Below are 26,724 nucleotides of genomic sequence, written 5' to 3'. Positions count from 1 at the left end.
ATCCTCGCCTCACGCCACCCTTGGGTGGCACAGGTCAGCTGTGGACGTCGTCCCGTGACGGCTCCGGGCCCCGGTCAGGGGCCAGCGGGTCGGCGATACCGCCGCCATCGTCGAGCCGCCCCTGGGCCATCCGGGTCGCCTTCGCGGGCACCGGCGGTTCCAGAGCGGCGACGACACGGAGCGCGCTCAGCACGTCGTCCGGCCGCACGGCAGGTGTTGTCTGCCGTACAACTACGTCAAGTATCCCATATGGTTGCGAGTCCGCCGACACTTCACGGGTCCGCGCACGTACAACCGCAGGTCGGACGTTGATTGTCCGCATGCCGCCCTTGGTCAGACGCTCTACTTCGGCCACTTCGACGGCCAGGAACGCCTCGACCGCCGCGACCAGCTCGGCGTGCGGGACCCCGGGCACCTCGATCTGCCAGCGGCTGGCATCGATGCGGTCGGCCAGCGACCCCGATGTGGCCTGGACCACCTCGAGCAGGTCCAGGCCCGGTGGCATGGCCTTGTCCAGCTCCGGCAGCAGGCTCGCCGGCTCGACCACCTCGACCAGCTGGATCTCCACGTATTCGGCCTCACTGGCCGCGCCGGTCGGGGCCGCGCCGATCCAGGAGATCTTCGGGTGCGGGTTGAAGCCCTGGGAGAACGCCATGGGCACGTGCGCGCGCCGCAGGGCGCGTTCGAACGCCCTGGCGATGTCACGGTGTGACGTGAAACGCAGTCGCCCACGTTTGGCGTAACGCAACCTGAGCTTCTGCACCCCAGGTGGCGACGGATTGGGCTGGTCTTGACGGCTCAGCGTTACTCCTTCTGGTGGTCTGTGGCTGCTCGGCTGGTGCGCACCCGTGTCCGGCTGGCACCGTACCGGCTGACGCAATTGCGCGGATGAACTTGTCTGGCCGACGCGGCGTGGCTACCGTCCCGCAACGTGGACAGCCGGTACCCCCGAGCCGGCCGACCCAGTGATGGAGGTCTGTTGTCGTGCCTCTGCTCCGCCGCGTAAAGGCGGCAGCGGTGCTCACGGCGGTGCTCGCCACAACGTGCACACTGCCCGCTGTAGCCGACGCCACCGACGCCGGGTGCGTCTCCGCGAGCAGTGCCCGGTCGCGGTACATCGTGCTGTTCGATCCTGGCACGAGCACGGCCGAGGCGCAGGCGGAGATCACCGCCGCGTGTGGCGTGACCACTGTTTACTACCCGCAGATCGCCGTGGCGGTCGCGACCTCCGCCGACCCCGCGTTCACCGACCAGATCGGCGCCAACCGCGCCTTCAGCGCACAGCGCTCGACGGCACGCACGCGCAAGTCAGAGGAGACGAGCGCGACCGTACGGCGCTCGACGAGCGTGTCGTCCGCGGACCGCAGTGCCGAGCAGTGGGACATGGCGATGATCAACGCCGACGCCGCCCACAAGGTCACGACCGGCAGCCGCGACGTCGTGGTCGGCGTGCTCGACTCCGGCGTCGACGCCACGCACCCGGACCTGAAGGCCGCCGTCGACCCCGCGCTGTCCGCGGGCTGCCTCACCGGACGCCCCGACACCACGCCCGCCGCCTGGGCGCCCAAGAACTCACCGCACGGCACACACGTGGCCGGCACCATCGCCGCCGCTGACGACGGCAAGGGCATCACCGGTGTCGCACCCGGCGTACGCATCGCGTCAGTGCGCGTGGTCGACGACGGCGGCCGCATCTACCCCGAGTACGCGATCTGCGGCTTCATGTGGGCCGCGGAAAAGCACATGACCATCACCAACAGCAGCTACTTCGTGGACCCGTGGCTGTTCACGTGCTCCAAGGGCGGGCAACGCGTTGTGCGTGAGGCGTTGACGCGTGCCGTCGCGTACGCCTACTCGCAACGCGTGGTGAACGTCGCCGCGGCGACGAACGAGAACGTCGACATGGCGAATCCTCCGGACCCGAGCTGCCGGGTACTGCCCGCGGGGCTGCGAGACGTGCTCGCGGTGTCGTCGGTGGGCATGGACAAACTGAAGGCCGGGTACAGCGCATACGGGCTCGGCGTGATCGACGTGACCGCGCCGGGCGGGGAACGGTTGCGCGACACGGAAGACCCGGAGCGCGGCTGCGTTCTTTCCACCGTGCCAGGCGGATACGCGCGCTACTGCGGTACTTCCATGGCGGCACCGCATGTTTCGGGCGTGCTGGCATTGCTGGCCTCGACCCGTCCGGGGGCTTCGCCTTCGACGTTGACGCGGTTGCTGAACAACCAGTCGCAGACCGTCCCGTGCCCGGCGGACTACGACCTCAACGGGTCAGGGACGCAGGACGCGTTCTGCGCGGGATACGCGCCGTACAACGGTTTCTACGGGCACGGCTTGGTCGACGCGCTCGCCGCCGTGACCAACTAGCCGAAACTGTCGTACCCCTGCGGTAACGTTGAAATTAGGGGTTCCCCCAAGGGAATTGTCATCGCGATGACGCGTGCCCCGGATCAAGTTCCAGCGCTTGGTCGCTGTCGCCGGACAGCGAAAAGGGCGGACCCGGTGGGATCCGCCCTGCGCTGAGGACTCTGCTCAGACGGGGGTCAGCGGCAGGAGTTTCTTGCCGGTCGGGCCGACCTCGATGGTGGTGCCCATGGTGGGGCAGACACCGCAGTCGAAGCACGGCGTCCACCGGCAGTCGTCCAGTTCCCGCTCGTCCAGCGCGTCCTGCCAGTCGTCCCAGAGCCACTGCCGGTCCAGACCGGAATCCAGGTGGTCCCACGGCAGGACCTCGGTCTCGCCGCGTTCCCGCGTGGTGAACCAGTCCAGGCTCACGCCCAGCGGCTCCAGTTCGGCCCGGCAGGCGTCGACCCAGCGGTCGAACGAGAAGTGCTCGCCCCAGCCGTCGAACCGGCCGCCTTCGCGCCAGACCCGCTCGATGACCCGGCCGACCCGGCGGTCACCGCGGGAGAGCAGGCCTTCGACCAGGCTCGGTTTGCCGTCGTGGTACCGCATTCCGATGTTGCGGGCCAGGCCGCGGTCGGCGTTGATCTCCGCGCGCAGCTTGCGCAGCCGGCTGTCCACAGTGTCCGGATCGCACTGCGCGGCCCACTGGAACGGGGTGTGCGGCTTGGGCACGAACCCGCCGATCGAGATCGTGCAGCGGATGTCGTTGCGGCCGGCGGCTTTCCGGCCCGCCCGGATGACCTCCTTGGCCATGTGGGCGATCTGCAGGACGTCCTCGTCGGTCTCGGTCGGCAGGCCGCACATGAAGTACAGCTTGACCTGGCGCCAGCCGTTGGCGAACGCGGCGGACACCGTGCGGATGAGGTCCTCCTCGGACACCATCTTGTTGATCACACGCCGGATCCGCTCACTGCCGCCCTCCGGCGCGAACGTCAGGCCGGAGCGCCTTCCGTTGCGGGACAGCTCGTTCGCCAGATCCACGTTGAACGCGTCGACCCGGGTGCTCGGCAGTGACAGACCGGTGTTGGTGCCCTCGTAGCGGTCCGCGAGGCCCTTGGTGATCTGCGCGATCTCGGAGTGGTCGGCACTGGAGAGCGACAGCAGGCCGACCTCCTCGAACCCGCTCGCCGCCAGTCCCTGGTGGACCATCTCACCGATGCCCTCGATCGAGCGCTCCCGGACCGGCCGGGTGATCATGCCTGCCTGGCAGAACCGGCAGCCACGCGTGCACCCGCGGAAGATCTCCACGCTCATCCGCTCGTGCACGCTCTCGGCGAGCGGCACCAACGGCTGCTTGGGGTACGGCCACGCGTCGAGGTCCATCGTCGTGCGCTTGGACACCCGCTCGGGCACACGGTCCCGGTTGGGCCGGGTGTACGCGAGCTCACCCTCCGGCGTGTAGCCCACGTCGTAGAACCGCGGGATGTAGACGTTGCCGCGCTCGGCCAGCCTGGTCAGCAGCTCGATCCGGCCGCCGGGCCGTCCTTCGGCCTTCCACCGGCGGATCACGTCGGTGATGTCCAGCACCGCTTCCTCACCGTCGCCGAGGACCACGGCGTCGAGGAAGTCGGCCATCGGCTCCGGGTTGAACGCCGAGTGCCCACCGGCGAGCACCACCGGGTGCTCCTCGGTGCGGTCGGCCGCGCGCAGCGGGATACCGGCCAGGTCCAGCGCGGTCAGCAGGTTGGTGTAGCCCAGCTCGGTCGCGAAGCTCACCCCGAGCATGTCGAACGCGCCGACCGGGCGGTGCCCGTCGACTGTGAACTGCGGCACACTGTGTTCCCGCATCAGCTTCTCGAGGTCCGGCCAGACCGCGTACGTGCGCTCGGCCAGCACGTCGGGCTGCTCGTTGAGGATCTCGTAGAGGATCATCAGGCCCTGGTTGGGCAGGCCGACCTCGTAGGCGTCCGGGTACATCAACGCCCAGCGGACCGTGGCGGAATCCCACTCCTTCACCGTCGCGTTGAGCTCACCGCCGACGTACTGCACCGGCTTGGCGACCTTGGGCAGCAGCGACTCCAGCTTCGGGAAAACGGACTCAACACTCACAGCGAACCAGGGTAGCGGGATCAGCGGAGGTTACCCCGATCAGGCAGGTCGACCACGCCGAAACCGGCCAGTGCGGCCACCACCGCGAGCGCGGCGAGCAGCACCCAGGTGACCGGGTGGCCCAGGTTCATCGTCCACACCATCCCCACCCGCTGGTGCACGAGCACGGCGGGGTCCTGCCGGTTGACGTAGACCGTCCCGGCCAGGTGCCAGTACCGGTCGTCATCGCGCTGGGTCAGCCCAGTGTCCTCGTCCTCCTCACCGGGCAGTGAGGGCAGGCGGTGCCCTGCCTGGCCGACTCGGATCGTCCACACGACGATCGCCAGGCACGCCGCGCCGAGCAGCACGTTCGCGACTACCTCCCAGCCAGGGAAGGTGAAGAGCAACACCGGCAGGTTCACCGCCGCGACCCCCAGCAACAGCAACCGGGCGGTGCCCTCCAGGTATGCGCGGTACTTGCGCGCGGACGCGACGGGACGGGCGGCATCCAGGTCAGGCCTGGCGCGGACCAGCGCACGCACGCAGATCGGCGCCAGCACCGTCATCACCGCGATCGGGACCACGATCTCCCAGCGCCCGAGAAGCATGCTCGCCACGAGCACGGCGACGGAGGGCAGTAGCCAGAGAATCGGCACGCGAACGGGGTCAGTTCGGAACGTGGTGTCTGTGGTCACGCCGTACCGGTGCTCCGCCTGCCACCATTCCCTGCGTTTGACCGTGCGTATCCGCTGGTGAGCCAGGCCGTACAGCGCCATGTGGACGACAAGCAGGCCGTTGGCGATGACGCCGGAGACGATGAGATCGTCGACCGCGAGGCAGACCACCACCGCGACGAGAGCCACGGCCACCACCCAGCGGCTGTAGCGCTGTCGCGTGCGCACGATGGCCGGGTCGTCGGCCCGCGCGGCGGCCACCTGCACGCCGAACGGCAACGTGGGGCGTGCGAACCTCGGCGCCGCCCAGGCCAGGCACGTCAGCAGGACGATGAGCGAGGAGGCGACCCAGGTCGTCACGGATGCACCGCTTCGTACTGGTCGAGCAGCATCTTGCAGCGGTTGACCAGGTCACGGCGGGAAAAGCCCTGCACGGCCGCTTCGGCCAGCATGACCCGCATCCGGTCGTCCCAGTCCTCGATGAACCCCGGCTCCGGCGGGCCGGTGTTCGGATCACGCCGGATCACCGCGCCGCTCTTACGGTTTATCCGGATCACCCCCTGCTTGCGCAACAGGTCGTAGGCCTTGCCGACGGTCAGGAAGTTGATCCCGAAGTCCATCGCGAGCTGGCGGGTCGACGGCAGCGGATCACCTTCCTTGGCCTCTCCCCGGGCGATCGCCTCCAGGATCCGGTCGCGGATCTGCTGGTAGATCGGCACCTCACTGTCGAGGTCTACATCGATGTGCATAGCTACGAACTCTATCTGATATACATGAAGTATAACAGATAGATCGACGATCTATGGGGGTGCGCATGATCCGGGTACAACGGCTAGGCAAGCGGTTCGGTGAGGTCAGAGCGGTCGACGGGCTCAGCTTCGACGTGCCGCCCGGCGCGGTGACGGGGTTCCTCGGGCCGAACGGCGCGGGCAAGACGACCACGCTGCGGATGATCCTGGGCTTGGTCGCGCCCACCGAAGGCGCCGCGACGATCAACGGCTCGCGGTACGCCGACCTGCCGAACCCCTCGCGCACAGTCGGCGCCGTGCTGGACAGGTCGGGCTTCCACCCCGCCCGCACGTGCCGCGACCATCTGCGGCTGTACGCCCGCATGGGCGGCTACCCCGACGCACGCGTCGCGGAGGTCCTCGATCTGGTCGGCGCCACGTCGTACGCACACCGCCGGGCGCGCGGCCTGTCCACCGGGATGCGGCAGCGGCTGAACCTGGCCACCGCCCTGCTCGGCGATCCGCAAGTGCTCCTGTTGGACGAGCCCAGCAACGGGCTCGACCCCGAAGGCATCGCGTGGCTGCGCCGGTTCGTCCGTGCTCTCGCGGGGGAGGGCCGCACGCTCCTGGTCTCCAGTCACGTGCTGAGCGAAGCCGAGCAGATGGTGGACCGCGTGGTGATCATCCGCGAGGGCCGCCTGGTGACGTCGGGCGCCATCGCCGAGCTGACCGAACACGGCAGCCTCGAACAGACCTACCTCACGCTCACCGGAGGTGCCGCGTGATCACGTTGCTCAGCGCCGAGGCACGGCGTCTGCTCAGCACTCGGCTGTGGGTGTGGGCACTGGCAGCGGCGGTGTTCACCGGCGTGCTGGTGTCCGTGATGGCCTTGGCCGGTCCGGAGAACTTCGACCCGCCGATGCCGGCTTTGTCCACGGCGCAGGGCACGCGACTGGTCCTCGGCATGGCCGGGTTGCTGGCGTTCGTCCCGGCGCTGCTCGGCACCACCGCCGTGACCGCCGAGTACCGGCATCAGACGATCACGTTCACGTACCTGTTCGTTCCCCGTCGCGGAACGGTCCTGGCCGCCAAGCTCGGCATCTACGGCGTCGCCGGGCTGGCGTACGGGCTCGTCGTCGCCGTGCTCGCGGGAGCGGGTCTTGCCGTGGCGGCGGCGGTTCACGGCATCACCCTGGGACTACCGACCGGCGAACTCGTCGGCTTGTTGTTGCGCATCGCGGTCATGATGGCGGTGTACACGTTGCTCGGCGTCGCGTTCGGTGCGCTGCTGCGCAACCAAGTGACCGCGCTCGCGGTGCTCGGCGGCTACTTCTACATGGGCGAAACGCTTCTGCTGCTGATCCCTGGCGTCAACACGATGTACCCGTTCCTTCCGGGTGGAGCCAGCTCGGCACTGACCGGCTTCACGTTCCTCGCCGACGCCGTGGCGCAGACAGGCATCTCCGCGCCGCACCTGCTGTCGGCGCCACTCGGCGCCCTCGTGTTGCTCGGTTACGCGGTCGTCGCCGCGGTTCTGGCGTTCGCCACGTCGTTGCGGCGGGACGTCGCTTGACTCAACAGCACGCCTAACTCAACAGCAGCTTGCCGAGGCGACGGCCGGCCACGATCAGACCGACGACCGCCATCACCACGAAGTACGACAAGTGCCCGAGCATTGCCCATTCGATGACGCCTGCGGTGAGTCCACGCATCAGCTCGACCGCGTGGTACAGCGGGGAGAGCCGCACGACCCACTGCAGGCCGTCCGGGTACACGCTCAGCGGATAGAACGTCGCGGAGAACAAGAACATCGGCAGCAGCGCCAACTGGACGAGGTCGAAATCCTGCCATGAGCGCATGAACGTCGTACACGCCATGCCGACGGCGGCGAACGCCAGCGACACCAGCAGGACGACCGGGAGCGCGAGGATCGTCCACGGCGACGAGACCAGCCCGAGGACCGAGATCACGGTGAGGAACCCGGTCGCGTAGACCGCGCCACGGATCAACGCCCACGAGATCTCCCCGATGGCGACGTCGAACGGGCCGAGCGGCGTGGCGAGCATGCCGTCGTACACCTTGGCGTACTTCAGTTTGAAGAACAGGTTGAACGTGGCGTCGTACACGGCGCCGTTCATCGCGGACGCCGCGAGCAACGCGGGCGCGACGTACGCGGCGTAGCTCATCGGTTGCCCGCCCGGCCCGATGACCTCGCCGACCAGCCGGCCGAAACCGACGCCCATGGCGAACAGGTAGAAGAACGACTCGAAGAAGCCGGAGAAGATGGTCATCCACGCCCGCCGGTTGACCAGGAACGACCGCTCCACGACGGTCCGCGCGCGACGCGCGTACAACCCTGGCGGAACCACCCGCCAGACCAGTCCGACACTCACCGCTAGACCCCCAACCTGCGCCGGAAGTTCCGGACCGCCAACGCCGCGCCGATCCCGGTCAGCGCCAGCAGGTACGCCATGTGCCCGGCCACTGGCCAGAACTCGAGATTCCAGAACGCCGCGGCGCGCGCCAGTTCGGTGCCGTGCCACAGCGGCGTGATCCACGCGATCGGGCGCACGAGCGCGGGCAGCTCCGTCACCGGGAAGAACGTTCCGGCCAGCAGCGTCATCGGCAGCACGATGAACCGGAACACCGGGTTGAACGCGGTGCCTTCGCCTTCGATCGTCGCGGCGAACGCGACCAGTGGCGCGGCGAACGCCATCCCGGCCAGTACCGCGAACACGAGCGACAGGATGATCCCGGCCCCGGTGACCACGCCGAGCGCCGCGCCGACGATCACGAACACGATCCCGGAGAACACCAGCCGGAACAGGATCCACAACAGCTGGCCGGTGGCGACCTGGGCAGGCGTGATCGGCGTCGCGGTCATGCCCCAGTACACGCGGCTCCACTTGAAGCCCGACAGGATCGGGAACGTCGACTCACCGGCCGCGTTCTGCACCGCGCCGGCCGCCAGCATCGCGGGCATCAGGTACACCGCGTAGCCGTACCCGCCGGTGGCCGCGCCGGGCTGGATCTGCGAGCCGAGCCCGAAACCCATCGCGACCAGGAAGAACACCGGGTTCAGCACGGTCGACACGACGGTCGCGCGCCAGTTGCGGCGATACCAGATCCACATCGACTCGACCACGAGGAAACGGGCCTGCCACGGGTGTGGCGCTGTCGGACCGGGCATCAGTCCACCAACGTCCGGCCGGTGAGCCTGAGGAACACGTCCTCCAGGGTGGAGCGCCGGACCAGGCTGGACACCGGCGTCACTCCCCTGGTGTGCGCGGCGGCCAGCGACGCCTCACCGTCGGTCGTGTAGACCAGGATGCGGTCGGGCAGCACCTCGACGCGTTCGCCGAGGTCCTGAACCGGCGCGGGATCCTGCTGCCCCGGCGGGAACCGCAGTTCGAGGACCTCCTTGGTGGAGTACCGGTCGATCAGCTGCGCCGGGCTGCCCTCGGCGGCGATCTTGCCCTTGTCCATCACCACGAGGCGGTCGCACAGCTGCTCGGCCTCGTCCATATAGTGCGTGGTGACGATCAGCGTGACGCCTTGTTGCTTGAGCCGGAACAGCCTGTCCCACAACAGGTGCCGGGCCTGCGGGTCCAGTCCGGTGGTCGGCTCGTCGAGCAGCAGCAGCTCAGGGTCGTTGACCAGCGACCGGGCGATGGTCAGGCGGCGCTTCATCCCGCCGGACAACGGATCCACCTCGTCGTCGGCCCGGTCGGACAGTTGCGCGAACTCCAGCAGCTCGGTCGCCTTGTCCCGGACGTGCTTGCGGGACAACCCGAAATACCGGCCGTACACCTGGAGGTTCTGCCGCACGGTCAGCTCGTTGTCGAGGTTGTCCTGCTGCGGCACCACACCGAGGCGGGCACGGATCTTCGGGCCGTCGGTGTCCGGGTCCATGCCCAGCACGCTGAGCGTGCCGCCGGAGCGCGGCGACACGCACGCGACCATGCGCATGGTGGACGACTTGCCGGCACCGTTGGGCCCGAGGAAGCCGAACGCCTCACCCCGCCGCACCTCGATGTCGATCCCGGCGACCGCCTCGAACTCCCCGAACCGTTTGGTCAGCCCCTCAGCCAGGACCAGCGGATCATCAGCCACTCAGGCACCATAACGGCACACACCGACAATCATCGGATGGTTTTCGCGTACTCCCGGAAATCCCTCGGCTCGCGGCCAAGCGCTTGCCGGACACCGTCGGACAGCCTTGTTCCCGGCGAATCCGCCACCCCATAACACGCGCCGAGCAGCCAAAACCCTTATGCCACAACGAAAACCGCCCAGGGCAGCCCCCACCACTCCCGGGGGGCGACCCCGAAGCCAGTCTACCGGCGACCGGGGCGGGGAGGGGTGCCCGAAAGGGTGGAGTGCGTGCGAACGGTCCGTTCGCACGCACTCGTGGCGGGCCTCAGAGGTTCGGGAACCAGAGGTCGATCTCGCGCTTGGCCGAGTCGGCCGAGTCCGAGCCGTGCACGAGGTTGTACTGCACCTCGGTGCCGAAGTCACCGCGGATGCTGCCGGGCACGGCCTTCTCCACCGGGTCGGTGCCGCCGGCCAGCTGGCGGAACGCGGCGATCGCGCGAACACCCTCGACGACGATCGCGACGACCGGGCCGCCGGTGATGAACTCGACGAGCGAGCCGAAGAACGGCCGCTCCTTGTGCTCGGCGTAGTGCTGCTCGGCCAGCTCCTTGCTGACGTGCTTGAGCTCGAGCGCGACCAGGCTCAGGCCCTTGCGCTCGATCCGGGAGATGACCTCTCCGACCAGGCCGCGGCTCACACCGTCGGGCTTGACCAGAACAAGGGTGCGCTCGCTCACAGCGGTCCGTACTCCTTCGTGCGGGTTTGTAGAGACGCCAGCAGACTAACGGGCGCGTTCCGGGGTCAATGTCCTGGTCCAGAGCGAGGTGCCGCGCCCGTCACGCAGCCACACGGTCAGCTCGCCGCTGCGCCCGTCCACCGAGACCTCGCCGAAGTGCTGGTAGCCCAGCAACGGCGACGTGTTCGCGGCCGGCGGGGCGTGCACGAACTCGGCGACCGGCCCGAAGGTCGGGTCGAGGGTGTTGGGGCCGAACGCGCCCGCGTGCAGCGGCCCGGACACGAACTCCCAGAACGGGTCGAAGTCGCCGACCGCGGCACGGTCCGGCGAGTAGTGGTGTGCGGCCGTGTAGTGCACGTCGGCGGTCAGCCACACGACGTTGCGGACCCGCCGCTGGGCCAGGGTCCGCAGCACCCACGCCAGTTCGTGCTCACGTCCGCCCGGCTTGCCCGGCAGGCCGTTGGCGACGCCCTCGATGTCCGCGCCGTCCGGCACGGTCAGTCCGATCGGCAGGTCCGCGGCGATGATCTTCCAGGTGGCGCGGCTGCGCGTCAGCGAGTCGACCAGCCACCGCGCCTGCCTGGCGCCCAGCACGTGCCCGGCACCGTCGCGGGGAGAGTTGTTGGCGTCCTTGTACGAGCGCATGTCCAGAACGAACAGTTCGACCCGGCGGCCGAAGCTGAAGCTGCGGTACACGCGGCCGTCGACGGCACGGGCCGGGTCGACCGGCTGCCACTCGTGGAACGCCTGGAAAGCGCGCTGCGCCAGCACGTCGACGCGCTTCTCGGTGTACTGCGGCAGGTCCAGGATCTCGCCCGGGTACCAGTTGTTGACCACCTCATGGTCGTCCCACTGCACGATCGACGGCACCGAGGCGGCCAACTCCCGGACGTTGGTGTCGAGCAGGTTGTACGCGAACTGCCCGCGGTACTCCGCGAGCGTCTCGGCGACCTTGCTCTTCTCCGGCGTGACGATGTTGCGCCACACCTGGCCGTCGGGCAGCGTGACCTTCTCGGCCAGCGGGTTGTCCGAGTACACGGTGTCGCCGCTGTTGAGGAAGAAGTCGGGTTTGCGCGCGGCGATCGCGGCGAATCCGGTCATCCCGCCGATGTCGGGGTTGATGCCCCAGCCCTGGCCCGCGACGTCACCGGACCACGCGAACCGTACGTCCGCGTTGCCCACCGGCGCGGTGCGGAAACTGCCCGTCAGTGGCTCGCTGACCGTCCGGCCGTCGAGATCCTCGGCGCGCACGCGGTAGTACGCCTCGCATCCGGGTGGCAGGCCGCGCAGGCGCAGCTTGCCCGTGCCGTCGGACGCGGGCGTCAGCAGTGGGCCACGCATCTGACGGGCGTGACGGAACGACGGGTCGTTGGACACCTCGACCAGCATCCGTGACGGCCGGTCAGCCCTGGTCCACACAAGAGCACCGTCAGTGGTCACATCGCCGGTCTGCACACCGTGCGTGAGCACCGGACGGTCGCGGCGTAGCACCGCACCAGCCGGAAGCGCTCCGGCGACAAGGACTCCGGCGCTGAGCGCGCCCGCCCGTAGAACTGTTCGTCTGTCCATACGGGGCGTTCTATCCCGGGGAAACGAACGCGGGGTTAACGTTCCTGCTGACTTGGCAGACGTCCTTCTGCCATCCGCCTGGCGACGTCCCGGCGCAGCCAGAACAGGTATGTCCACACCAGACCGAAAATCACGCCCAGCACGCCGAGTTCCACCACGGCGAAGAAGCTGCCGAGCATCACCAGCTGCAACGCGATCACCACGTACATCGCCCAGGAGAACCGCAGCAGCCCGCAGGTCAGCACCAAACCGAGCACGATCCCGCCGACCAGCAGGCCCTTCCACGAGGCCAGCCCGCCGCCGGTGCGGTGCACCACCAGCAGCGCCAGCGCGACCACGATCGCCTCGATGATCAGGGCACCGGCCATCACGCCGCGGAAGCCCTTCATGGGGTCGGGGGTGCTCATGCCGGGTCCTTCCCGAACAGCGTCCTGGCCTCGCCTGCGGTGACCACCGATCCGGTGACCACGATGCCGCCGCCCGCCAGCGGTTCGTTCGGCTCGCCGACCTCCTCGACGAGCTGCACCGCGGTCTCCAGCGCGGCGTCCAGCCGGGGTTGGACGACGATCCGCTCGTCCCCGAAGATGTCCTGCGCGATGGTGGCCAGCTCGTCGACGTCCATGGCCCGCGGCGAGGTGTTGCGAGTCAGGATGATCTCCGTCACGACCGGTTCGAGCGCTTCGAGAATGCCCTTGGCGTCCTTGTCGCCCATCATGCCGACGACCGCGATCAGCCGCCGGAACGCGAACTCGTCCTCCAGGGCCGCGGCCAGTGCGCTCGCGCCGTGCGGGTTGTGCGCGGCGTCGATGAAAACGCTTGGCGCGGAACGCATCCGCTCCAGCCGCCCCGGCACCACGACCGACGCGAAGCCTTCCCGGACCGCCTCGACGTCGAGCTGCCGGTCCGCTCCGGCACCGAAGAACGCCTCGACCGCCGCGAGCGCGCGGACGGCGTTGTCGGCCTGATGCGCGCCGTGCAGCGGCAGGAAGATGTCGTCGTACACCCCGCCGAGGCCTTGCAGCGTCAGCAGCTGACCACCCACCGCGACGTCCCGGTTGAGCACGGTGAACTCCGAGCCCTGCCGGGCCACCACGGCGTCCACTTCGGCCACTCGCTCCAGCACGACCTGCATCACCTCGGGCCGCTGCTCGGCGACCAGCGCGATGGACTCCGGCTTGATGATGCCGGCCTTCTCGCGCGCGATGCCGGTGATGTCCGGTCCCAGGTAGTCGACGTGGTCGACGGCCACCGGGCCGATCACGGCGATCTGGGCGTCCACCACGTTGGTGGCGTCCCAGCCGCCGCCCAGCCCGACCTCCACCACCGCGGCCTCGACCGGCGCCTCGGCGAACGCCGCGTACGCCATCCCGGCGAGCACCTCGAACTTGCTCATCCGGACGTCGCTCGCGTCGTCCACCATGGACACGTACGGCTCGATCTCGCGGTAGGCCGCGACGTACCGCTCGGGGCTGATCGGGGCGCCGTCCAGCGCGATCCGCTCGGTCACCAGCTGCAGGTGCGGGCTGGTGAACCGGCCGACCCGCAGACCGATCCTGGTCAGCAGGGCGTCGATCATGCGGGTGGTGGACGTCTTGCCGTTCGTCCCGGTCACGTGCAGCACCGGGTAGGAGCGGTGCGGGTTGCCCAGCACGTCCATCAGGGCCTTGACGCGCTCGAGCGACGGCGCGATCCTGGTTTCCGGCCAGCGGGTGTCCAGCTCCGCCTCGACCTCACGGAGAACCTGCAGCGCGTCGGGATCGGTCACGTCAACTGAGTCTAGTTCCCGTGATTACGACAGAACCGGCAGCTCCGGGGACCGGAAGACGCGGTGGTTCGAGTCGACCGCGTGCACGAGGCAACCCGGCTGCTGAGCGGCCCATTCCGGGCCGTCGATGCCCATCGCGAAAGCCGCCGTCGCGGTCGCGTCGGCCGTGGTCAGGTCCGGCGCGTACACGGTCATGCTGAGCAGGCCGAACGCCGGGAGGCCGGTGCGCCCGTCGATGATGTGGTTGCCTCGCTCATAGGCCGCGGAGGTGGCGACGGCGCCGTCACGGATGCCGACGACGGCACAGACCCGCTGGCTGTCGTCCGGGTGCCGGATACCGACGCGCCACGGCTCGCCGTCGGTCGGTTCACCGGCCGTGACCACGTCACCACCGGCGTTGATGCAGAACCGGCGCAGCCCGGCCGCCCGCAGCAGGTCGGCGGCGCGCTGCACCGCCCAGCCCTTCACGACGGCGTTCGGGTCAAGCTGTCGCCCCGGCAGCTTTGCCTTGAACGCGCCGCCGGACCGCAGCTCGTAGGTCTCGCACAGCGCGAGGACGTGCAGGAGATCGGCGCTGATCTCCTCGGCACCGATCCTGCCCTCGTCCAGCCTGGTGACCTCGCTGTCCAGCCGGAACGGGCTGAACCGCAGGTCCACCTCGTGCAGCCAGTCGAAGACCATGTCTGCCTCACGTTGCGTGCCGTCGCGCAGGTCGACGGAAATAGGCAGGCCCATCAGCTGACGAACAGCGGTGATCGCCATCACGCCCCCTTGGCGTCGATCGCGGACTGCAGCGACTTGATGTACGACTCACTTGTCTGGGTGGCGCCGGACACGGTCTCGACGTCCGCGCTCTGCGCCTGCAACGTCTCCTGCACCAGCCGCGGTCCGGCCATTCTGGACGGCCCGGAGTTCGGCAACTGCAGGAACGTCACGTCGGTGATCTTCTGGCCGGTGAAGGTGACCTGCACCTGCACGACGCCGTGCCGGTTGCGTTCGGCCGATCCGTCGACGGTCCGGGCCTGGCCGGGCGAATCGGTGCCCGGCATGGGTTGCTGCGTCGCGGAACCTGGTGGCAACGCGGGCACGGTGTTCGGGGAAGGGAGCGCCACCTGCTCCGTGGACATGGTCGGTTCGTACTGCCAGACGAGCACGAATCCGACCGCGGTCGCCACGATGGCGGGAATCGCTCTGCGCATGGTTCTCGGTCCTCTCAACTGGCCAGGCTGAAACGTTCGGCGTGGACTTGCTCACGGGGCACGCCCAGCTCACGCAGGGAGCGCAGGACCGCGGCGGTCATCGGAGGCGGGCCGCAGACGAACACGTCGCGATCCGAGACATCGGGGACGAGCCCGCTCAGGTTCTGCGGGCTGAGCAGCACGTTGCCGTGGGCGTCGAGCGCGGTCACCGGACCGGTCAACAGGTGCAGCACCGCACCGCGCGACCGTGCCAAATCGGACAGCTCACGCAGGAGGACGGCGTCATCTTGTTTGTTCACACGGTAAAGCACCACCACGTGGCCACGAATCTCCTCCAGCAAGGCGCGAATCGGCGTGACGCCCACGCCTCCGGCGACGAGCAGGGCGTTCTGCTTGGTCTGGTGCATGGTGGTGAACGCGCCGTACGGGCCTTCGGCGAACACACGCGTGCCTGGCTTGATGTGGCGCAACGACGCGCTGCCGTCACCCAGGGCTTTCGCGGTGAGCCGCAAGGATTTCCCGTCGGGCGCCGCGGACAGCGAGAACGGGTTGGCCGCCCACCACCGGCCCTTGGCCAGGAACCGCCAGATGAAGAACTGCCCTGCCTTGGCGGGCAACCGGTCGAGGTTGCGGCCGGTGACGTACACCGACACGACCTGATCGGACTCGGGCACGACCGCGGACACCCGCAGCCGGTGCCGGAAGTTGCGCCACAGCGGCAGAACCACGCGACCGAGCAGCACGGCACCGAGCGCGCCTCCCCACAGCGCCCACCAGTAGGCACGGGCGAACGGCGACTCGACGAACGACGAGCCGACCGCGATCTGGTGCGAGAACGCGAGGACAACGGCGATGTAGGTGTACAGGTGGATGAAGTGCCAGGTCTCGTAGGCCAGCCTGCGCCGGGCGACCCGCGCGGAGACGACACCCACCATGAGGATCAGTGCGAAAGCGACGATCGCCTGCAGGACTCCCTCGGTGGTCTCGGCCAGCGTGACCAGTTCGCCGACCGGGCCGACGCCGGACAGACCGGCGTACCCGAAGGCGATGAACACCATGTGCCCGAGCAGAAGCCAGAGCACGCCGAAGCCGGTCCAGCGGTGCAGGCTGGTCAGCCGGTCCATGCCGAGCCGGCGGTCCAGCCAGGGCAGCCGGGCCACGAGCACGAGCTGGAAGGCCATCAGCAAGGCGCCGTACAGGCCGAACAGCCGCCCGACGGAGATCAACGGGTGGGCCGACGGGCCTGCTTCGGCGAACAGCACCGTGACCAGCGCTCCATTGGCGCCGAGCACGGCACAAAGCCCGGTACGGGCCAGCACGCGCGGCCGGGTCAGTGACAGGGTCGTCATGGAACCGAGCTTGGGGTCCGTTCCTGTGTCCGTCCTGTTATCTACCTGTCGACTTGCTATCGGGGGCCCGGCCGTCTCGCTCCCCGTGCGCCGGTGCCGCACCATGAGGATGTGAACAAGAAGAGCCCGGTGCGTCTGCTCGTCGTCGACGACGAGCCGCACATCGCCGACCTGGTCGCGACCGTCGCCCGCTACGAGGGCTGGAACGCGGTCACCGCCGGGACAGGCGAGGAGGCGCTGCGCCAGGCGGCCGGCTTCAGCCCGGACATCGTGGTGCTGGACCTGATGCTGCCCGACGTGGACGGGTTCACCGTGCTCGACGGCCTGCGCGCGAGCGGCGCGATGGTGCCCGTGGTGTTCCTCACGGCCAAGGACGCGACCGCGGACCGGATCGCCGGGCTCACCCGCGGCGGCGACGACTACCTGGTCAAGCCCTTCTCGGTGGAGGAGCTGATGGCCAGGCTGCGCGCGGTGTTACGGCGCAGCAACGGGCCCGCGTGGAAGCGGTCCGTGCTCGAGGTCGGCGACCTGACGATGGACGAGGACACCCGTGAGGTGAAACGCGCGGGCGTGCCGGTCTCGTTGACGCCGACGGAGTTCGAGCTGTTGCGGTACCTGATGCGCCGCTCCCCCGCGGTGCTGACCAAGGCGCAGATCCTCGACCACGTCTGGGAGTACGACTTCGGCGGCAGGTCCAATGTGGTCGAACTGGTCGTGTCACATCTGCGCCGGAAGATCGACGACGGGCATGAACCGTTGATACATACCGTCCGCGGCGTGGGGTACGTCGTGCGGCGGGCGACGGGATGAACCGCTGGCAGCGAACCCCGCTCGGTACTCGGCTGGCCTTGGCGCTGGGCGTGTTGTCATTGGTGGTCTTCGGGATCGTCGGCACGGTGCTGGTGACGAGCACGAGTGACTTCCTGGCCCGCCAGCTGGACGACCAGATCGCCAAGACCCAGCAGGAACAGGTCCCTGCCGTGCGGACCAAGTGGAAACCGCCGTACACCTGGTACCAGATCAGGTACAACCCGTCGACGGGCGGCGCTGAGGAAGTCGCCGGCGGCGGCCTGCCGCCGGCCCAGGACCTGGACCAGTTCGTCGAACTGGGCGACGACATCGCCAAAGGCCACGAGACCGACGACTACCGGACGATCTTCATCCACGGCCAGGGCAGTTACCGTGCCCGCGCCTGCAAGCTGTATGACGGAGCGGTCCTGGTGAGCGCGGCTCCGATCAACGACCTGAGCCGCACGGTGCGGTGGCTGGTCCTCCTGTCGGTGGGCGCCTTCGGCGCCGCGTTGGTGGTTCTCGTCGTCGCGGGCAGGCTCGTCCTGCGCCGAGGCTTGCGGCCACTGAGCGACATGGCGTCGACAGCGCACGACATCACGTCCCACGATCTCACGGACTCCGGTCATCTCCCGGTGCGCGCCCAGGGCAAGGGCGGCGGCCCGGAGGTGGAGGAGCTGCGAACGTCGTTGAACGTGATGCTCGACCACATCGACCACTCGCTGGCCGCACGCACGGCCGCGGAGCAACGACTGCGCCGGTTCATCGCCGACGCGTCGCACGAACTGCGTACTCCCCTGACGTCCATCCGGGGATACGCCGACCTGTTCCGGTACGCGGCGGCCAACGAGCCTGCCGAACGCGAAGCGCACCTGGCGAAGATCCGCGAAGAGACCGAACGGATGAGCGTGCTGGTCGACGACCTGCTGCTGCTCGCCCGCCTGGACTCGGAAACCCCGCTGCGCCGGGAACAGACCGACCTGGTCGAGATCGCATCGGCCGCGGCGCAGGCCTTCGTCGCGGCCCATCCGGACTACCCGCTGAACTTCGACGCGCCCAGCCGGGTGCTGATCGTGGGCGACGCCATGCGCCTGCGGCAGGTGCTGGACAACCTGTTGACGAACATCGCCCGGCACACCCCGTCCGGCACCGAGGTCGAGCTGACGGTGAGCGCGGACGCCGTGGTGATCGTGACCGACACCGGGCCGGGGATCCCGCCGGAGCACCAAGCCCGGATCTTCGACCGGTTCTACCGGATCGACGACTCCCGCAGCAGGCACATCGGTGGCACGGGCCTGGGGCTTTCGATCGTGCACTCGATCGTCAGCGCCCACGGCGGAACGGTGAACCTGTCCAGCGAACCCGGCCGGACGACGTTCATCATCACGCTCACGCCGCTGGCGACCGCGAAGGAGAACCGGCCGCCGGTGGACGATTCCGACGAGCACAAGTCGCCGTGGAGTCCCGACGCTGCCGTGGAACCCCGGCCCTCGTCCCCTACCACAGGGGTCTGACATTCCGCCTTGAGCGCCCCCGGACAACCACGTTACCCAAGGGGTGTGACAACACCGGTCTGGTCCGCCGCGCGAGGACGGGCCGGACCGGCGTCGCCAGTGGTCAGGCCGGAGGCAGGGCGCTGAGGCGCGCGTTGATCCGGTCGATGTCGGCCAGGGCGGTGTCGCGCCGGACCTTGATCTTGTCGACCACGTCGGCCGGGGCCTTCTCGGTGAACTTCGGGTTGGTCAGTTTGGCCTCACACTGCGCGAGGTCCTTCTGCGCGACCGCGAGGTCCTTGGTCAGGCGCTTGCGCTCCGCATCGACGTCCACCGCACCGGACAGGTCCAGCTCGACCCCGACCGAGGCCCCGCCGGGCAGGGCGACGTCGAGGGACGCGCTGGCCGAGAACCCGTCGCCTGGCTCGGTGAGCCGGGCCAGGGTGGCCACCGCGGCCTCGTGCGCCGCGAGGCCGGCGGACTCGACGCCGGTCAGCCGGGCACTGACCTTCTGCCCGGGCTTGAGGCCCTGGTCGTTGCGGAACCTGCGGATCTCGGTGATCAGCTTCTGCACGCCCTCGATCCGCTGGGCCGCCGCGGTGTCCGCGGACGCGCCGGTCGCCGACGGCCACTCGGCGACGACGATCGACTCGCCGCCGGTCAGCGCGGTCCACAGCTCCTCGGTGACGAACGGGATGACGGGATGCAGCAGGCGCAGCAGCGCGTCGAGCACATGGCCGAGCACCGCCTGGGTCGGCTCCTGCCGGCCCTCGGCGATCTGGACCTTGGCCAGCTCCAGGTACCAGTCGCAGAACTCGTCCCACGTGAAGTGGTAGAGCGCGTCGCAGAGCTTGGCGAACTGGAAGTCCTCGAACAGGCCGTCCACCTCGGCCACCAGGCTGTCCAGCCGGTCCAGGATCCAGCGGTCGGCGTCGGTCAGCTCGTCGCGGGACGGCACCGGGATGGCGGTGGTGGCGCCGTTCATCAGGGCGAAGCGGCTGGCGTTCCACAGCTTGGTGACGAAGTTGCGCGAGCCGGACGCCCACTCCTCGGCCAGCGCCATGTCGCTGCCGGGGTTGGCGCCGCGGGCCAGGGTGAAGCGCAGCGCGTCGGCGCCGTAGCGGTCGAGCCACTCCAGCGGGTCGATCACGTTCCCGCGCGACTTGGACATCTTCTTGCCGAACTGGTCGCGGATCAGCCCGTGCAGGTACAACTGGTCGAACGGCTGCCTGCCGTCCATCGCGTACAGGCCGAACATCATCATCCGGGCGACCCAGAAGAACAGGATGTCGTAGCCGGTGCACAGCACGCTGGTCGGATAGAACTTCCGCAGGTCCGCGGTGTCGTCCGGCCAGCCGAGCGTGGAGATCGGCCACAGGCCCGACGAGAACCACGTGTCGAGCACGTCCGGGTCCTGCGTCCAGCCCGCACCGCTGGGCGGCTGCTCGTCCGGGCCGACGCACACGACCTCGCCGTCCGGGCCGTACCAGACCGGGATCCGGTGCCCCCACCACAGCTGACGGGAGATGGTCCAGTCGTGCATGTTGTCGACCCAGTCGAAGTAGCGCTTGGCCAGCTCCGGCGGGTGGACCGTGGTCCGGCCGTCACGCACGGCGTCACCAGCCGCGCGGGCCAGCGGCTCGACCTTGACCCACCACTGCATCGACAGGCGCGGCTCGATGACGGTGTCGCACCGCGAGCAGTGCCCGACGGAGTGCAGGTACGGGCGCTTCTCCGCCACGATCCGGCCCTGCTCACGCAGCGCGGCCACCACGGCGGGCCTGGCCTCGAACCGGTCGAGCCCCTCGAACGGTCCCTTCACCGTGACCACGGCACGCTCGTTCATCATCGTGATCGCCGGCAGGTCGTGCCGCTGGCCGATCTCGAAGTCGTTCGGGTCGTGCGCGGGCGTCACCTTCACCGCACCGGTGCCGAACTCGGGGTCCACGTGCTCGTCGGCGACCACCGGGATCCGGCGGTCGGTCAGCGGCAGGTGGATCTCCTTGCCGACCAGGTGCTTGTAGCGCTCGTCGTCCGGGTGCACGGCCACGGCGGTGTCGCCGAGCATCGTCTCGGCACGCGTGGTCGCCACGACGATCGACTCGTCCCCGTCGCCGTACCGGATCGAGACGAGCTCGCCCTCGTCCTCGGAGTGCTCCACCTCGATGTCCGACAGTGCCGTCTGGCACCGCGGGCACCAGTTGATGATCCGTTCCGCGCGGTAGATCAGGCCGTCGTCGTACATCGTCTTGAAGACGGTCTGCACAGCCTTGGACAGGCCCTCGTCCATAGTGAAGCGCTCACGGCTCCAGTCGACGCCGTCGCCGAGCCTGCGCATCTGGCCGAGGATCCGGCCGCCGTACTCGTCCTTCCACTCCCAGACCCGCGCGACGAACTCGTCACGGCCCAGGTCGTGCCGGGACACGCCTTCCTTCTCGGCGAGCGAACGCTCCACCACGTTCTGGGTGGCGATGCCCGCGTGATCCATGCCGGGCAGCCACAGCACTTCGTAGCCCTGCATGCGGCGGCGCCGGGACATGGCGTCCATGAGCGTGTGGTCCAGCGCGTGGCCCATGTGCAGGCTGCCGGTCACGTTCGGTGGCGGCAGCACGATGGTGAAGGGCGGCTTGTCCGAGGACGGGTCCGCCTCGAAGTACCCGGCCGTCACCCACCGTTCATACAGCCGCCCCTCTACCTTCTCGGGCTCGAACGCGGCCGGAAGATCGGTAGTGGACCGGGGGAGGGCTGTCTCTGTCACGGTGAAAGAGTTTACGAACCACGCTGGACCGCCTTCACTCGCATTGCCTACTCATACGAACGGGTGACTTCAGCCGTCAGCCGGCGGCCAACGACCACGGATTGTGACTCAGCGCACTCAGAGCACTACGCGTGACCACTGGTTTTACGCACCGTGGTCACGCTAGGCTCACCCGGTCCGGTGTGGACTACACCACGGGGCTGCCGGGCGACCCTGTACTCCGCGACCACGCGCGAGGGAGAAATGCCCGAGGACCCACAACACGACACCGGCTCAGCACGATCGTTCCTCAAGCGCTACCGCGCCAAGGTCGCCACGCTCAGCGTGGGCGTCGCGGTGGTGGCCGGAATCGTCACGTTCAACGAGGTCCGCGGCACCGCCGAGCCGAGAACAGTCGACGTCACCGCTGCGGCACCACCGATTCAAGTGGACTTCGAACGTCCTTTCACCGGCACGCCCGCGGCGGACTGGCCGGACGGAGAGGCCGGTGTCGTCGCGCCGCCGGCGCAGGCCATCGGCCCGTTCACCGCGCAGCAGGTCGGCGACGCCTACGCGAAGGTCCGCCAGGCAGTGATCACCTCCAGACTGGATCGGGGAGTCCTCGAACAGCACGACGTCGAGCGCTACCTCACGCTGCTGGCCAAGGACTCGCAGAAGAACATGCGACCGGTGTTCGGCAACGAGCCGAACGAGGCGCACGCGTACGCCACCAGGCTCGCCGTCGGGCACAGGCTGCTGCCCGCCGAGCCGAAGGTGCGCGGCCGGATGTGGGCCGAGCAGGGAACCAGGCCCGGTGAGCTCGTCGTGCACACGAACTTCGTGTTCGCGTACGCGTTCCAACCCGCTGAACCGGACAAACTCCGGGACGTCATGGACCTCGTCGCGGTCGATCGATGGGACGTCGACTACTCCGTGCTGACCGGCAAGTACGCCGCCAGCAGCCTGGGGATCTGGCCAGTGCGTTCACAGGGCTTCACCTATTCCATGGGGTGTGAGGCTTTGCGCGCCGGTTATCTCGCTCCCGCCTACAGCGAGCGACGCGCGGACGCGGCGGCGAAAGGCCAGGGCAAGGACCGGACCGCCTACTTCGATCCCGGCACTGATCTGCCTTCACACAGCACCTGCGACTGACCGTTCCGCTCGATCAGACGGCTTGATCCCGTGATCCGGGTGGTGCCGAGCTGCGCCGCACGTTCCACCGTAGGGCGGACCGGCGCGCGGCGCATCCGTCTGGAGACAGAGATCGTGAATCTGTCTGCGGGCAGATGTGCCGCGGTGGCGATTGCGGGACCGTGGTCAGCGTGCAGACATCGACCACACCGGCGGTACACGCCACTCAGCTGTCCAAAGTATATGGATCCGGTTCTTCCAGTGACGTCAAGGTGATCGCGCTCGACGACGTCACTGTGGACTTTCCGCGCGAGCGGTTCACCGCCATCATGGGCCCGTCCGGGTCCGGCAAGTCCACACTGCTGCATTGCCTTGCGGGGCTGGACAAACCGACCAGCGGCCAGGTGTACGTCGGTGGCACCGAGACGTCTTCGTTGTCCGACGCGCGGCTGACCGCGTTACGCCGGGACCGCGTCGGATTCGTGTTCCAGGCGTTCAACCTGCTGCCGACGCTGACCGCGTGGGAGAACATCGTGCTGCCGCTCGACCTGGCCGGGCGGCGGCCGGACCAGGCGTTCGCCGACAGGATCATCGACGGCATCGGCCTGCGGCACCGGCTGGGGCACAAGCCCAGTCAGCTCTCGGGTGGCCAGCAGCAGCGGGTCGCGTGCGCCCGGGCGTTGATCACCAAGCCGGAGGTCGTGTTCGCCGACGAACCGACAGGTGCGCTGGACTCCAAGTCGTCGGCCGACGTGCTGGGTTTCCTGCGGCGCAGCGTGGACGAGTTAGGTCAGACCGTGGTGATGGTGACGCACGAACCGACGGCGGCCGCCTACGCCGACCGTGTTCTGTTCTTCGCTGATGGCCGGGTGGTCGGTGAACTGACCGAGCCGACCGCCGACCGCGTCCTCGACCGGATGAAAGACCTCGAGAAAGTAGATGCCTGATGCTCCGCGCGATGCTGCGTGATCTCCGCGCGCACAAGGGAAGGATCGCGATGACACTCATCGCGATCACCCTCGGAGTTGCTTTTGTCGTGACCACCTGGGTGATCTCGGACTCCGCCGCGGAAACCCTGCGTGGCCGGGACATCCGCGGTGACGTCGCGGTCACCGTGCGGACCGTCGGCGGCGGGCCGGAACTCACGCCCGCGGAGCGCGACCGGCTGGCGCGCATCCCCGGTGTGGCAAGCGCTTCGGGGGTGGCGTTCGGCTACGCCGGCTTGGTCGGCCAGGACGGCAAGCTGACGTCGGCCCGGCCGACGCTCGCCGGCACCGGCTGGGATTCGTCGGACCGGTTCGCCTTGGTGGCGGGCCGGACACCGGCGCCGGGTGAAGTGGCGCTGCACGAGCGGCAAGCCCGCGAGGCAGGCCGCGAAACCGGTGACAGGACACAAATCCTGCTCTCCGACGGACGGTCGGTCGACGCCGTTGTCGCGGGCCTGTTCACGTATCGGCCTTTCGCTGAGACGCCGCCCAGCGTCGCCTTCGGCGATCCCGGCGTGCTCGGTGACCGCTTCACGCGCGTCGAACTGGTCGCCCGGCCCGGGGCGGACATCGACGCCATCGCCGCGGCCGCCCGTGATCTCGTCGACCCGGCCCTGCGCACAGTCGCCACCGGAGCGGACCTCGCGGCGCAGGCACAGGCCAGAGCGGACGATTCGGCTCAGTCGAGCCGGGAGTCGTTACTCGGCTTCGCCGCGGTGGCGTTGCTGGCCGGGATGTTCGTGATAGCCAACACCTTCTCGATGCTCGTGACCCAGCGAACGCGGCAACTGGCTCTGCTGCGGGCGATCGGGGCGACCCGCCGCCAGGTTCGCAACGCGGTGCTGGTCGAGGCCGGTGTGCTCGGCTGGATCGCCTCGACGCTGGGCGTGGCGCTGGGAATCGGCCTGGGACTGCTGGGGCTGGCCACCACCGGGTCCGACGACACGAACATCACACTGTCGGTGTCTCCCACCAGCATCCTGGTCGGATACGCGACAGGGGTTCCGGTCACCATGATCGCCGCGTACGCGTCCGCACGCCGGGCTGCCGGCGTGGCGCCCGTGGCGGCGCTGAGGACAGACGGTTCCTTCGCTCCGCGGTCGCTCGTCGCGCGGTCGATTCTGGGCGGAGTCGCTGTGGCGGCCGGTGTCGTCGCGATCGTCTCGACGTTGCGCAACGACCTGTCGACCACGGAACGGATCGTGGCAATGGGCGGCGGCATCGCGGTGTGGCTGGGCGTGTTGTTCCTCGCGCCGGTGCTGGCCAATGCCGTGCTTCGGCCCGTGGGCAGGGTGATGAGCCGCCGTGGCGGTCCCGCGACACGGCTCGGCGTACGCAACTCAGTGCGCGATTCCCGGCGCACTGCGGCGACGACATCGGCGTTGATGGTCGGCTTGGCGTTGGTGTGCGCGTTCGCCACGTTGGGTTCCTCGATCACGTCAATGCTCAGCTCGTCGATTCAGGCCACGGTCCCCGCCGAGGCGACGGTCGTCGAGTCACCGGTCGACAACGTGGCGCTCGGCACTGATGTGCTGGACAAGGCGCGGTCCGTGCCGGGTGTGACGAACGCGTCGGCCGACCGGTACATGTTCGTCAAGGTCACGCACAACGGGTCGACCTCCCAGACCACGATGTCGGCCATCGAACCGGGCGGCGTCATCCGGCCCGAAGTCGTCGCGGGCACGGGCGATGTGCGGCGCGGCGCGGTCGTCGGGGAGAACCAGGCGGCCATGATCGGTGCCCGATTAGGTGACGAGGTCACTCTCGTCCTCGACCCCACCACGTCGGTGACCACGACGATTGTCGGCTTGCACAAAGGAATGGAAGGCAGACCTCTGTTCTATGTGGACCTGGCGGTGATGCCGGCCAAGCTGAAGGCCACCACGGTGACCAGCGTGTACGCCACCGGGCCGGACGCGGCAGCGGTGCGCGCCGGGATCGAGGCGGCCTTTCTCGACCGGCCTGACGTGGTGGTGACCGACCGCGACGGCGTGATCAAGGAGGCGACCGAAGGTTTCCAGCTGCTGCTGTCGTTGATGTACGCGTTGTTCGGAGCGGCCATCATCATCGCGGCGTTCGGTGTGGTCAACACGCTGGCGCTGTCGGTGATGGAGCGGACCAGGGAGATCGGTGTGCTGCGGGCGGTGGGTGCGAGCCGGCCGTTGATCCGCCGGGCGATCCGCGTGGAGAGCGTGGTGATCTGCGCGTACGGCGGCTTACTCGGCATCCTGGTCGGCATCGGCTTCGGCGCGGTCATGAACCACGCGATGATGGGCCAGTCCCTCTGGGAGTTCTCCGTTCCCTACGAGATCATCGGCGCCGCCCTGATCGGCATGGTCGTCGTCGGCGTCCTCGCGGCCCTGTGGCCGGCCCGCCGGGCGTCACGCACCGACATCCTCGCCGCCATCGGGACGACCTAGGAGGTGAAGACGCGGTCCAGACAGGTGTCGACGACGGCCAGTGCGGTGTCCGGAGTGTGGTGGCCTATCAGGGTGTGGGTACTGAGGCCGTCGATCAGGCTGAGCAGCAGCCGGGCCTCGTGGTCGATGTCCAGGTCAGGACGGGTGTCGCCGGCGTCCCGGGCGGTGGTGAGCAGCAGGACAAGGAGGTTGTGCAGTTCGCCGTAGCCGGCCTTGAGCCGGGCGGCGAAGTCGTCGGCCACCAGGGCACGGGCTGTGAAGGCCATCCCGACCTGCAGGGCATGCCGGTGCAGGTCGTCGATCGGCAGCAGTTCGGTGGCGATGGCGCGGATGACCGTTCTGGGTGAGGAGTCGCCCGCGTCGGCAAGGCGTTGGCCGACCAGCGCGGCGCCCAGGTCGTTCACTCGCTCGAAGGCGGCCCGCAGCATCTGGTCCTTGGTGCGGAAGTAGTGCTGGACCCGGCCCAGTGAGACGCCTGCCTTGGTGGCGACGTCCCGCAGGCTGATCCCGTCCAGGCCTTGCTCGCCGATCAGGGCGAGCACGGCGTCGACGATCTGGTGCTGCCGCTCGTCGTGGGCGGCTCCGACACCGCGGGTCCGCTGGCTGGACACCTTCC

23 protein-coding genes and 1 pseudogene are annotated in these 26,724 nt (G+C 68.9%); 8 read left to right on the top strand and 16 right to left on the bottom strand.

Features of this window, described 5'->3' with window-relative positions; translation table 11 throughout:
• Nucleotides 1-34 precede the first annotated feature (34 nt).
• Nucleotides 35-763 carry a TIGR03936 family radical SAM-associated protein gene (locus tag GC106_RS21010; RefSeq protein ID WP_173133297.1) on the bottom strand — a complete coding sequence of 243 codons (729 nt, stop codon included), beginning with the start codon at nucleotides 761-763 and terminating at the stop codon, nucleotides 35-37.
• Nucleotides 764-984: 221 nt separating this feature from the next.
• Between GC106_RS21010 and GC106_RS21005 the strand changes: the two genes are divergently transcribed.
• Nucleotides 985-2,370 carry a S8 family peptidase gene (locus tag GC106_RS21005; RefSeq protein WP_173133295.1) on the top strand — a complete coding sequence of 462 codons (1,386 nt, stop codon included), beginning with the start codon at nucleotides 985-987 and terminating at the stop codon, nucleotides 2,368-2,370.
• 165 nt (nucleotides 2,371-2,535) lie between these two features.
• Here GC106_RS21005 and GC106_RS21000 read toward each other — a convergent pair whose 3' ends face one another.
• Genes GC106_RS21000 through GC106_RS20990 form a run of 3 tightly spaced genes read right to left on the bottom strand, consistent with a single transcriptional unit; the run spans nucleotide 2,536 to nucleotide 5,860 of the window.
• Nucleotides 2,536-4,458 carry a TIGR03960 family B12-binding radical SAM protein gene (locus GC106_RS21000; RefSeq protein WP_173133293.1) on the bottom strand — a complete coding sequence of 641 codons (1,923 nt, stop codon included), beginning with the start codon at nucleotides 4,456-4,458 and terminating at the stop codon, nucleotides 2,536-2,538.
• A gap of 20 nt (nucleotides 4,459-4,478) precedes the next feature.
• On the bottom strand, nucleotides 4,479-5,471 hold the full coding sequence (locus GC106_RS49360; protein WP_173133290.1) for a DUF1648 domain-containing protein: 993 nt from the start codon (nucleotides 5,469-5,471) through the stop codon (nucleotides 4,479-4,481).
• On the bottom strand, nucleotides 5,468-5,860 hold the full coding sequence (locus GC106_RS20990) for a GntR family transcriptional regulator (RefSeq protein ID WP_173133287.1): 393 nt from the start codon (nucleotides 5,858-5,860) through the stop codon (nucleotides 5,468-5,470). Before GC106_RS20990 ends, GC106_RS49360 begins: the two co-directional genes overlap by 4 nt.
• Nucleotides 5,861-5,913: 53 nt before the next feature.
• On the opposite strand from GC106_RS20990, the pseudogene GC106_RS20985 reads away from it, so the two are divergent.
• Both GC106_RS20985 and GC106_RS20980 read left to right on the top strand, forming a co-directional pair.
• Nucleotides 5,914-6,567: pseudogene (locus GC106_RS20985) on the top strand (ABC transporter ATP-binding protein); the annotation flags it as partial.
• Nucleotides 6,568-6,620: 53 nt separating this feature from the next.
• Nucleotides 6,621-7,412: an ABC transporter permease subunit gene (locus GC106_RS20980; protein ID WP_173133281.1), complete on the top strand. Its 792-nt coding sequence runs from the start codon at nucleotides 6,621-6,623 to the stop codon at nucleotides 7,410-7,412.
• A gap of 13 nt (nucleotides 7,413-7,425) precedes the next feature.
• Here the strand turns inward: GC106_RS20980 and GC106_RS20975 are convergent, their stop codons facing one another.
• From GC106_RS20975 to GC106_RS20930, 10 genes are all read right to left on the bottom strand, one after another.
• Nucleotides 7,426-8,232, bottom strand: coding sequence for an ABC transporter permease (locus tag GC106_RS20975; protein WP_173133278.1), 807 nt, complete (start codon nucleotides 8,230-8,232; stop codon nucleotides 7,426-7,428).
• A gap of 2 nt (nucleotides 8,233-8,234) precedes the next feature.
• On the bottom strand, nucleotides 8,235-9,029 hold the full coding sequence (locus GC106_RS20970; RefSeq protein ID WP_173133275.1) for an ABC transporter permease: 795 nt from the start codon (nucleotides 9,027-9,029) through the stop codon (nucleotides 8,235-8,237).
• On the bottom strand, nucleotides 9,029-9,952 hold the full coding sequence (locus GC106_RS20965) for an ABC transporter ATP-binding protein (protein WP_173133272.1): 924 nt from the start codon (nucleotides 9,950-9,952) through the stop codon (nucleotides 9,029-9,031). Before GC106_RS20965 ends, GC106_RS20970 begins: the two co-directional genes overlap by 1 nt.
• A gap of 307 nt (nucleotides 9,953-10,259) precedes the next feature.
• Nucleotides 10,260-10,670 (bottom strand): nucleoside-diphosphate kinase, encoded by a 411-nt coding sequence (gene ndk, locus GC106_RS20960; protein WP_037269234.1) that lies wholly within the window; start codon nucleotides 10,668-10,670, stop codon nucleotides 10,260-10,262.
• 45 nt (nucleotides 10,671-10,715) lie between these two features.
• Complete coding sequence (locus GC106_RS20955) at nucleotides 10,716-12,239, bottom strand: alkaline phosphatase D family protein (protein ID WP_173133269.1); 1,524 nt, start codon at nucleotides 12,237-12,239, stop codon at nucleotides 10,716-10,718.
• Between the two features lie 35 nt (nucleotides 12,240-12,274).
• The gene (locus GC106_RS20950) at nucleotides 12,275-12,646 is read right to left on the bottom strand and encodes a DUF4233 domain-containing protein (protein ID WP_173133266.1); all 372 of its coding nucleotides are present in this window, start codon (nucleotides 12,644-12,646) and stop codon (nucleotides 12,275-12,277) included.
• A complete protein-coding gene (gene folC / locus GC106_RS20945; RefSeq protein ID WP_173133263.1) occupies nucleotides 12,643-14,004 on the bottom strand; it encodes a bifunctional tetrahydrofolate synthase/dihydrofolate synthase in 1,362 nt (453 codons plus the stop codon). Before folC ends, GC106_RS20950 begins: the two co-directional genes overlap by 4 nt.
• 24 nt (nucleotides 14,005-14,028) lie before the next feature.
• The gene (locus GC106_RS20940; RefSeq protein WP_217280754.1) at nucleotides 14,029-14,766 is read right to left on the bottom strand and encodes an FAD:protein FMN transferase; all 738 of its coding nucleotides are present in this window, start codon (nucleotides 14,764-14,766) and stop codon (nucleotides 14,029-14,031) included.
• The gene (locus GC106_RS20935) at nucleotides 14,766-15,203 is read right to left on the bottom strand and encodes an FMN-binding protein (RefSeq protein ID WP_173133260.1); all 438 of its coding nucleotides are present in this window, start codon (nucleotides 15,201-15,203) and stop codon (nucleotides 14,766-14,768) included. Before GC106_RS20935 ends, GC106_RS20940 begins: the two co-directional genes overlap by 1 nt.
• A 14-nt stretch (nucleotides 15,204-15,217) precedes the next feature.
• A complete protein-coding gene (locus GC106_RS20930; RefSeq protein ID WP_173133257.1) occupies nucleotides 15,218-16,552 on the bottom strand; it encodes a ferredoxin reductase family protein in 1,335 nt (444 codons plus the stop codon).
• 111 nt (nucleotides 16,553-16,663) lie between these two features.
• Here GC106_RS20930 and GC106_RS20925 point away from each other — a divergent pair, with 111 nt between their 5' ends.
• Nucleotides 16,664-17,362, top strand: coding sequence for a response regulator transcription factor (locus GC106_RS20925; protein WP_173133255.1), 699 nt, complete (start codon nucleotides 16,664-16,666; stop codon nucleotides 17,360-17,362).
• The gene (locus GC106_RS20920; protein WP_173133252.1) at nucleotides 17,359-18,855 is read left to right on the top strand and encodes a sensor histidine kinase; all 1,497 of its coding nucleotides are present in this window, start codon (nucleotides 17,359-17,361) and stop codon (nucleotides 18,853-18,855) included. The genes GC106_RS20925 and GC106_RS20920 overlap by 4 nt, the downstream gene beginning before the upstream one ends.
• Nucleotides 18,856-18,958: 103 nt before the next feature.
• Here GC106_RS20920 and GC106_RS20915 read toward each other — a convergent pair whose 3' ends face one another.
• On the bottom strand, nucleotides 18,959-21,592 hold the full coding sequence (locus GC106_RS20915) for a valine--tRNA ligase (protein WP_173133249.1): 2,634 nt from the start codon (nucleotides 21,590-21,592) through the stop codon (nucleotides 18,959-18,961).
• Nucleotides 21,593-21,835: 243 nt separating this feature from the next.
• Here GC106_RS20915 and GC106_RS20910 point away from each other — a divergent pair, with 243 nt between their 5' ends.
• From GC106_RS20910 to GC106_RS20900, 3 genes are all read left to right on the top strand, one after another.
• Entirely contained in the window at nucleotides 21,836-22,723 is an 888-nt protein-coding gene (locus tag GC106_RS20910) for a hypothetical protein (RefSeq protein WP_173133246.1), read from the top strand.
• 134 nt (nucleotides 22,724-22,857) lie between these two features.
• Nucleotides 22,858-23,649, top strand: coding sequence for an ABC transporter ATP-binding protein (locus GC106_RS20905; protein WP_173133243.1), 792 nt, complete (start codon nucleotides 22,858-22,860; stop codon nucleotides 23,647-23,649).
• Nucleotides 23,649-26,108, top strand: a complete 2,460-nt coding sequence (locus tag GC106_RS20900; protein ID WP_173133241.1) for an ABC transporter permease — start codon at nucleotides 23,649-23,651, stop codon at nucleotides 26,106-26,108. Before GC106_RS20905 ends, GC106_RS20900 begins: the two co-directional genes overlap by 1 nt.
• Here GC106_RS20900 and GC106_RS20895 read toward each other — a convergent pair.
• Complete coding sequence (locus GC106_RS20895) at nucleotides 26,105-26,719, bottom strand: TetR/AcrR family transcriptional regulator (protein WP_173133239.1); 615 nt, start codon at nucleotides 26,717-26,719, stop codon at nucleotides 26,105-26,107. The genes GC106_RS20900 and GC106_RS20895 overlap by 4 nt on opposite strands.
• Nucleotides 26,720-26,724 lie beyond the last annotated feature (5 nt).

This window comes from Kibdelosporangium persicum (assembly GCF_013280595.1).
GTDB lineage: Bacteria > Actinomycetota > Actinomycetes > Mycobacteriales > Pseudonocardiaceae > Kibdelosporangium > Kibdelosporangium persicum.
This window is presented reverse-complemented; position numbering and strand designations above follow the sequence as displayed.

Coding starts and splice junctions, on each gene's coding strand:
- GC106_RS20990 (WP_173133287.1), bottom strand. CDS start 5,860: ATGCACATCGATGTAGACCTCGACAGTGAGGTGCCGATCTACCAGCAG.
- GC106_RS20970 (WP_173133275.1), bottom strand. CDS start 9,029: ATGCCCGGTCCGACAGCGCCACACCCGTGGCAGGCCCGTTTCCTCGTG.
- GC106_RS20955 (WP_173133269.1), bottom strand. CDS start 12,239: ATGGACAGACGAACAGTTCTACGGGCGGGCGCGCTCAGCGCCGGAGTC.
- GC106_RS20950 (WP_173133266.1), bottom strand. CDS start 12,646: ATGAGCACCCCCGACCCCATGAAGGGCTTCCGCGGCGTGATGGCCGGT.
- GC106_RS20940 (WP_217280754.1), bottom strand. CDS start 14,766: ATGGCGATCACCGCTGTTCGTCAGCTGATGGGCCTGCCTATTTCCGTC.
- GC106_RS20935 (WP_173133260.1), bottom strand. CDS start 15,203: ATGCGCAGAGCGATTCCCGCCATCGTGGCGACCGCGGTCGGATTCGTG.
- GC106_RS20930 (WP_173133257.1), bottom strand. CDS start 16,552: ATGACGACCCTGTCACTGACCCGGCCGCGCGTGCTGGCCCGTACCGGG.
- GC106_RS20920 (WP_173133252.1), top strand. CDS start 17,359: ATGAACCGCTGGCAGCGAACCCCGCTCGGTACTCGGCTGGCCTTGGCG.
- GC106_RS20910 (WP_173133246.1), top strand. CDS start 21,836: ATGCCCGAGGACCCACAACACGACACCGGCTCAGCACGATCGTTCCTC.
- GC106_RS20905 (WP_173133243.1), top strand. CDS start 22,858: ATGTGCCGCGGTGGCGATTGCGGGACCGTGGTCAGCGTGCAGACATCG.
- GC106_RS20900 (WP_173133241.1), top strand. CDS start 23,649: ATGCTCCGCGCGATGCTGCGTGATCTCCGCGCGCACAAGGGAAGGATC.